9 protein-coding genes are annotated in these 7,858 nt (G+C 32.5%); 4 read left to right on the forward strand and 5 right to left on the reverse strand.

All coding sequences use genetic code 11. The features are described from left to right. Nucleotides 1–154: 154 nt before the first annotated feature. Complete coding sequence (locus BMX83_RS10145) at nt 155–763, forward strand: hypothetical protein (RefSeq protein ID WP_091636702.1); 609 nt, start codon at nt 155–157, stop codon at nt 761–763. A 1,247-nt stretch (nt 764–2,010) separates the two neighbouring features. Here the strand turns inward: BMX83_RS10145 and BMX83_RS10160 are convergent. Beyond that, nucleotides 2,011–2,538, reverse strand: coding sequence for a hypothetical protein (locus BMX83_RS10160; protein ID WP_091636709.1), 528 nt, complete (start codon nt 2,536–2,538; stop codon nt 2,011–2,013). 273 nt (nt 2,539–2,811) lie between these two features. Between BMX83_RS10160 and BMX83_RS10165 the strand changes: the two genes are divergently transcribed. Then, nucleotides 2,812–4,131: an IS1380 family transposase gene (locus BMX83_RS10165; RefSeq protein WP_091636711.1), complete on the forward strand. Its 1,320-nt coding sequence runs from the start codon at nt 2,812–2,814 to the stop codon at nt 4,129–4,131. A gap of 262 nt (nt 4,132–4,393) precedes the next feature. On the opposite strand, the gene BMX83_RS10170 is transcribed toward BMX83_RS10165, so the two are convergent. The 4 genes from BMX83_RS10170 to BMX83_RS10185 all read right to left on the reverse strand — a co-directional run bounded on the left by BMX83_RS10170 (nt 4,394) and on the right by BMX83_RS10185 (nt 6,681). Further along, entirely contained in the window at nt 4,394–4,675 is a 282-nt protein-coding gene (locus tag BMX83_RS10170; RefSeq protein WP_091636713.1) for a hypothetical protein, read from the reverse strand. Between the two features lie 39 nt (nt 4,676–4,714). Further along, nucleotides 4,715–5,299 carry a hypothetical protein gene (locus BMX83_RS10175; RefSeq protein ID WP_091636715.1) on the reverse strand — a complete coding sequence of 195 codons (585 nt, stop codon included), beginning with the start codon at nt 5,297–5,299 and terminating at the stop codon, nt 4,715–4,717. 180 nt (nt 5,300–5,479) lie between these two features. Continuing rightward, nucleotides 5,480–6,019: a MerR family transcriptional regulator gene (locus BMX83_RS10180; protein WP_091636717.1), complete on the reverse strand. Its 540-nt coding sequence runs from the start codon at nt 6,017–6,019 to the stop codon at nt 5,480–5,482. A gap of 137 nt (nt 6,020–6,156) precedes the next feature. Then, entirely contained in the window at nt 6,157–6,681 is a 525-nt protein-coding gene (locus BMX83_RS10185) for a helix-turn-helix domain-containing protein (RefSeq protein ID WP_091636719.1), read from the reverse strand. Between the two features lie 164 nt (nt 6,682–6,845). On the opposite strand from BMX83_RS10185, the gene BMX83_RS10190 reads away from it, so the two are divergent. After that, nucleotides 6,846–7,196 (forward strand): hypothetical protein, encoded by a 351-nt coding sequence (locus tag BMX83_RS10190; RefSeq protein WP_091636721.1) that lies wholly within the window; start codon nt 6,846–6,848, stop codon nt 7,194–7,196. 429 nt (nt 7,197–7,625) lie between these two features. Next, nucleotides 7,626–7,858: transposase (locus BMX83_RS10200; RefSeq protein WP_177170511.1), on the forward strand; the 233-nt coding region annotated here is incomplete at its 3' end.

Consider the following 7,858-nt stretch of genomic DNA (forward strand, 5'->3'; position numbering starts at 1 on the left):
TAAGATTTTTCTGTTAATAAAATCAGCTCAAAGAGTTGGTTAAGAAAGGTAAAAGCATTGTATAGTATTTTACACAAGATTATGGACTTGACTGATATTCATAGATTTAAACAATTTATAAATTTAGTATTTGATTACGATAGGAGGCAATAAAATGAAAAAAGTGGTTTCAATGTTATTAGCGTTTTGTATGATATTCATATCATCTTCCAGTGTGTTTGCAGCAGAGACAGACAGATCTATTACATATCAAGCAGAAGTTCAAAATGAAATTTCCTCAAAGATAAGTCACTATTTTACAAAAGATAGTAATGGTGCTATACATTTCACTGCTACAAAGTCTGAACTTATCTCTTTAGGAATCTCTGATAAAGATGCAGAAATAATGACATCATTTACTTCTGATGAATTGAATAGTTTTGCTGCGCAATTAGACTCTAGTTTAGTTATCGGTGATACTACTGCTGATAAGACACGTACAATACCTATTCAGACGTTTGGTTTTGTAGGAGTATATTTAAAGTTAGGTCCAAAAGTAAGATCTATGGCAGCAGTTCCAGCTGGTGCTTTTGCAGGAGGTTTTGCAGCATGGCATGTAAAAGCGCTTGTTAAAGCTGGTCCATGGGGAGCAGGTGCGGCAGCAGCTGTTTCGGCTTCTGTGGCCGGTGCTGTTGGTTGGGCAGTGAAGAATCATCTAAAAACAGTTCGGGTTGGTACAAATATTCCGTTCGTATCTTGGTCCAGAAATGTCTATGTACCATAATTAATAGGGGGATAAATGTTAATTTTACTTACTATAGTAATATGCGTGACGTCATACTTAATGAATATTAACACATTTTTATTGTATATTTCATATGTTGTGGGATTTGCAATATTAAAAGGTATTTTATCGGACGAGTTAAAAGATGTCTTCAACATAAAAAAAGCTAAAGATATTTATAATGAAGTAGGGTTTCTTAATTCAATAATTTCATTTAGCTCACTATTGTCAATAACTGTCTATTATATTTTTAGTGAATATGAACATGTTAGTTTTGTGGATACAGTTCCGATTATTTTATGCTACATTCTGATATATAGGTTTTTATTTTGGGATATTGCATATAAAGTGAATAATTTATTTCTTAAGAACAGTCATTAGAAAGAATAAATCGGATTAGGGTTCTATAATCGTGTTGGTGAGTTCTAACGAACTTGCGGGCACGGTTTTTTTGTATATTCATAGAAAAAGGCCAGTAGATTCCCTTGTAATTAAGTCGACCAAAATCAATCAAAGGAGAATCTACATGACCCACTTTCATATTATAAGACATTCATTAAATATTAAAGAGCTGGATATTATTATCTTTCTTTTTTCACCCAAAGATATATAAATGGGGAAAAAAGAAAGATTCCAGGTAATGTTTTATTAAATATAAATTTGCTGTCGTCCTCTAAGTCAGCCAATATACTCATAAGACATGAAAAAGGCCATACACACAAAATGAGATACACAAAAAGTAACCGTGTAGAGAAGTTTTCAAATATATCTCCGATGAGTAACTGGTATGCAACAATATGCGCAACAAAAAAAAGACAGCCTAAAAAAAAACCATGTCTTGAAAATTTCATTTTTCCCCCATATTGCATATCACACAACTCTTTCCGATCATTAGATTACCCAAATGTTTGTCTTAATTCACACGTAGCTGAAACTACAGCCAAATTAGCCGCAATACCGAGTGCGTTAGATTGTCTAACTAAACTTGATACATACCGTATAATTAATTTTGCGGCTTCAGTAAAAGCTTGCTTTGAATGATTTTCAAAAATCTAAAGTGAAAAATAATAAATCAAGAAAAATATACCTGTCAAAATAGACAAGATAAGAACAGCTTTATCATCCCATCTTTTTTCAGATTTATCTTTCTGTATAAACACTTCATAAATAATACTAGAGATTAAACAAAACATAGCCGAAAATAAAGCAATGTTTGAAATCATTTATACCAACTCCTTAGAAAATAATTACCAAGGCCTAGGCCCAGAAGTAGCAGGTTGCATCCAGGTAGCACCAGTTTCTCTATTTGTAAAAACTACTACTCCCTCATCATATTTATTGGTTCTTTCCAATTCATCTGCATAAGCTCTGGCTTGATACGTCGATACATTAAGACCAGCAACAATTAATCGACCAGGAAGTTTACCAAATATACCAATGATAGCTGAAAATAAAGTTGACTTACTACTAAATGATCTTAATTCATACACCAAATTTTCAACCTCAGCATTACTTAATTCATTTCTAAACGGAGATGTAGAACTAGCAGACATAACACTCTTTTCTGCCCCTGTAGAACTGCTAGAATTATAAACTTCTTCTAAACTATCTACAAAATGTATTTTGAAATCTTCTGATCGATCTAATGATTGTTCAGAAGCATGAACAGCTTCTACATTATCGTAATTTAAAACAGATAATGCAGTAGGAACTAATACAGTTGAACCAAGTAGCACTAAACTAGACTTTAGAAAAATTTTCTTTGCTTTAAACATAAATAAGCTCTCCCTATATGTATTTTTAGTGTTAAATAACTAAATTTTTAGTTATTTAACACTATATAAACAACATAACATTAAAGAGATTAGTTATCAAAATTAGAGATATAATAATCCTGAATAATTCATACTTTTAATTTAAACCGTCTGAAACTGCCTAACGGCAGTCTACAATCACTTTTTCATTTTCACCCGTTAAGTGATGAAAAAAGAACCCCATTCTGATATGGTAAAGGTGTCGAAACCAACCATAAGAAAGGAGTTCTTCTCATGACTAGCTTACACAAAAACCAGGTAAAATTCAATTCAAATTTGACTATTTCACATACAGGTGGTCGCTTATCGAGTGATTCGGGTTTGGTCTTAGTTAAAGAGGTGATGAATACCTTCGACTTTTCACACGTAGCTAAACAGTGGCTCCATATTAAAGACAAACGTGTTTACTTCACACATGATAACTTAGCGATATTAGAACAACTCATTATGCAGTTAATTGCTGGGTACTCGGCAGACTCATCAGCTAATCTATTAAGACAGGATCCAGTCTTTCAAGTAGTACTAGGTAAAAAGCAGTTGGCATCACAATCGTCAATCTCACGGTTTTTAGATCGTTTCACCGAGAAAAACGTGGGTCAATTACAAGCATTAAATCAGTCGCTCATTGATAAAGCTCGTTTGATTCGCAATGACACCGAATTAATCATTGATGTCGATTCCACACATTCAGATACTTTTGGTCATCAAGAACAAACAGATTATAATGCACATTATCAAACCTACGGTTATCACCCTTTGGTTGCCTTCGACGGACTGACCGGGGATTTTTTGAAAGCTGAACTGCGTTCAGGAAATCAGTACACATCCAAAGGAATAAAATCCTTTATAAAACCGTTGTTACACCACTACAAGAGCACGTTACCTCATACCGACATATTGGTTCGGGGTGACAGCGGCTTCGCCACACCAGAGGTGTATGAGTCTTGTGAAGCAACTGAAAGCCAGTACGTTATCCGATTAAAGAGCAATCGGAGGTTAAGTCAGTTAGCTGAACACTCCGTTCTTTATGGGGACAATCAAGAATGGGAAGAGCGAGAAGTGCAGTATTTTTCACTACCTTATCAAGCGCAATCCTGGTCGAACCCCCGTCGTGTCTGTATACGTTCCGTCCGTGAAGGAGGAGAATTGCTCTTTCACCATACGTTTATTGTGACTAATCTATCCGACAATGTCTCGCCTGAAGTCATATTCTCTCTTTACGGCAAACGCGGTACAATAGAAAATTTCATCAAAGAAGCGAAATCAGGCTTTTATTTTGATAAAACAGATAGCCCACTCTTCCTGGAAAATCACGTCAGAATGATGATCAGTGTCCTTGCTTATAACCTCGTCACTTTTTTAAAGACCATTGGATTTAAAAAAGTGAATCGGGGTATGACGATTCATTCTATCCGACTGACATTGCTTAAAGTTGCCGGTAAACTCGTTAAAACAGGCAGAAAGATCTATCTTAAACTGTCGAGTTATCATGTATATCAAACTGAATTTTATAAGGTTTTCGAACGCCTGCGGCGATCCAAACAATGGATTTAGATCGTTTATCACATAAATTTTTAACCGATTCTTTCTCAAGGGGTCAGTCTGCCCTTAAATAGACAAAGGACTATTGATATGAGCTTCTTCCGTAGGCATCATATTCAAAAGCATATTATTTTGGGAAAAAGTAACTGACTAATTTAAAAGACAGGCAATTTGTTAAGAAAATAGCTTAAATGCAGAACTATGAATTATTCAGGATACTAATGAATCCTTTAAAATTTCGTTCCACTAACACTTTTATTTTTACCTTATATGATTAAAGTATCTCTGGAAAAAATACTCTTAAAACGACTCCTGCAAGTAGCAGTCCTCCAAGGAGGGGAACTACATCTAGAAAATTATTTGTATTAAATACAGCAGTTTTAGTATTGATATATTTAGATATATTCATACTTGCAATTACTAAAAAACTTATTGTTATTACTGATATAAAGATATTGAATATACTTTCTTCGTCAAAGCTATTTACTATATTGATAATCATTAAACACAAAATAAATCCAAGTAAAAACTGAAACACTATATTTACTATTTTCATATATAACCCTTGCCCTTCTCAATTGTTGTTAAATTCTTTTTATAACAAGAAAAATACAACTAGTCTAGAGGCTACTCCTGCCCAGTGAGCGTTCAAACCTACTGATCTAAATCCTCGTGCCAGCATATCTTCTACTTTTCCTTGAAAATTAGCAGCAATATTCAATACTTCCATAACAGTTTGGTATTTAAGGTATTGTGCCACAGATTTTGGTACCTTGGCAACCATAGAAGTCCATTTCTTTTTCCCGATTTTTGTTAACGTTTTTATCATTGCTTTTATAGCTGCCTTAGCAGCTTGCGTTTTTACTCCCATAACTTGGAATTGTCCTTTTGGTGGCTCGACAACTGTAAGTCCAACCATATTCCTACGTTCTTCTAACAAGTTAGATATCTCCGGATCTGATTCCATTTCTTTAATGAACGCTTCTACATCAAATTCTAAATCTGAATCGTTTAACTCTTCTGGAGAAAGAATATCTTCTAGCATATCTGTGTCATTAATTACCTCTGTACTATTGTCGATCTCTGACGCTAAAACACTAACAGTAGGTGTCACCGCTGCAAAAATTGTTACTGTCGCAAAAAATATACTAATACTTTTAATTCGATTTTTGATTGTCATTCTTATTTCCTCCTAGTTTTGTATTTTTACGAAAATTTAAGTAAGTAATTTATTTACCGAAAATTATGTAGATTTCATCTATATTGATGATTAATTTTCTATACCTCCAATGAATATCTTACACAAAAACACTTGCGCACGAGAGCAACTATCAGTTGCTCTCGTGCGCAAGTGTTACTTTTAGATGTCTATTTTTTGAAAAAACCACCATTTTTTCTTAATAGAATTTTCTTTAACTTCTTCTAGAGCTTTCTTTTCCTCAAAAAACTCTCTCATATCATTAGATAATTTTTTATTGGACTCAACAAGTTCATTGTTTGTTTTAATCAATTGATCAATCTGGGCGTTTTGCTCATTCATAACGGCAAATAGGGCATTAGCCGTTACGTTTAAATCGTTATTTAGCGTAGCTTTAAGCGCTACGGTTGGTGTATCGCCCGTAGCGTCTAAGATTGCCTCTTCTTTTAAGATTGATTCTACAGCTTTTTCATAACTTAAGTTGTTCTGATTACGTGTATCGAGTGTGCTATGTATGAGTGTAACGTCTGTAGCGGTATACAACCTTGATTTATCCTCGCTACGCTCAAACGTAACATTACCTTTAGATACTTTTTCAATTAAAAGAGAGTATTTTTTTAGCGTAACAGGTTTAATACGAAGTGCTTTAGCTACGTCTTTAGCAGACTGATAAGATGTAATTTCTTCAGAAATATCTTTCATTAACTAAATTCACCTTTCTCTATAGATTTTAGTTAGAATATTCTATAAAGATACCACAATTTTTCTGTAAAACGGTAGGAATCATAGTGACTTAACCAAACATAAAAGATAGATTAAAATTACTAAATGTAATAATTTCAAACCATTCCGTATATAGTTAAGACTGTAGTACAAATCCCAGCTCCTATTGATACGATCAAAAGAACAATATGCTCATCTATCACCAATTTAGGCTCAGAATACTGCTCTTTTAAATTTTCTTGCCTTCCTTTAAGAAAAGGAAGAGCATTTAATGTTATAAAAACTGTAAAAAGAGACTGAATGAGAATTAAAGCAACTTTCACTCGAATATCTATACTATCCGAAAGGTTTAAAATAAATAGACAAAATACTGTGTGCAATAGATTAGAATTAACGAACCAAAGCTCTGCTTGTTTTGTATCGTTACTTAATTTTTTTATCATGTTCCTATCTTTAATTAATTCATCTAAGGAAATCTTATAGACGTCGCTGATTAAAACAAGACTATTTATATCAGGAAGCGTGCGATTATTTTCCCAATTTGAGATTGTCTGCCTACTAACATGTATCCTTTCCGCTATGTCATCTTGCGTAAGCTGCATTTCAACTCTTTTTTGTTTTAATCGTTCTGATAATTTCATAATATCTCCTCACCTCTTAATTTAAAGAGTTCTATTTATTTCAACCATCAAAAGTCTTTTACAATGGTTTTATCTAACCCTAAAGGTCTTTTACACTCACTATCATTACATAAGATACACCTAGACGAAACCATTTTTTATAAGATTATAAAGTTAGAAATAAAATGAAAAAAGATTTAACTAAAAATAGAATGGGATCAAAAAAAAGAAAAATGAGTCCTTTTATTATAATACTTTACTTACTTGTAGGAGCTTTCTTTTATTTCGGATATTATGTTGTAATGACAGATTTTTTCAAAGTAAATCCTTTAAATTTCCCATATTTAATTCTAAGTATTTATTTTGTGTTTGCCACAATATTATTTCCATATTCAGGTAATAAAGTAAGTGTATGGCTCGAAAATAGTCCTACCTTTGATTTATTTGTTGTTCCCGTTATGTCAATGCCATTTGCATATATAATTGCACCTTTTGTCTTTATATCTGGATTCTTTAAAATTTTTAAAAATAAATAAGCCAGTTAGTCTTAATTTTAATTTAGATAAACTCATAACATTAAATCAGAGGTAAATCTTTTGATTTTTAAATATAATAGAAAATAAGTTAGTGAACATGAGTATAAAAGTGCGTAACTAAATAAAAATAAATGGAGGATTAATTATGATATTAAAAAATTTATTAATAACAATAGTATATACAATTATTTTTATAACAATTTCTTTATGGACTGGATATAACAACGAAAAAATGCCGTTCGCTATTGCTATATTTTTGTTTATTATTTTGTCTTATATTATAAATATCTCTATAGACCTTATTGTTTCTAAGATTATTTCTAAAACTGGATAAAGTCCATATAATTGTGTAAAAGATAAAAGGCCATATAAAGCTCCTTTTACGGTACAATGTTTTTATCGACAAAAACATACCTAGGAGGACTTTATATGACCCAAGTACATTTTACATTGAATACTGATGAGATACAAAAGATAATTAATGATTCTGTAAAAGATGATTTAGCGAAAGATATTTTAACCACCATTTTTAATCAGCTCATGGAAGACCAACGGTCAGAATACATTCAAGCTGATGAATATGAGCGATCAACTACACGTCAAAGTCAACGAAATGGCTATTATGAACGCGATTATACGACAAGAATTGGTACACTTGAATT

It is taken from the genome of Alkalibacterium gilvum, assembly GCF_900109085.1.
Classification (GTDB): Bacteria; Bacillota; Bacilli; order Lactobacillales; family Carnobacteriaceae_A; genus Alkalibacterium; species Alkalibacterium gilvum.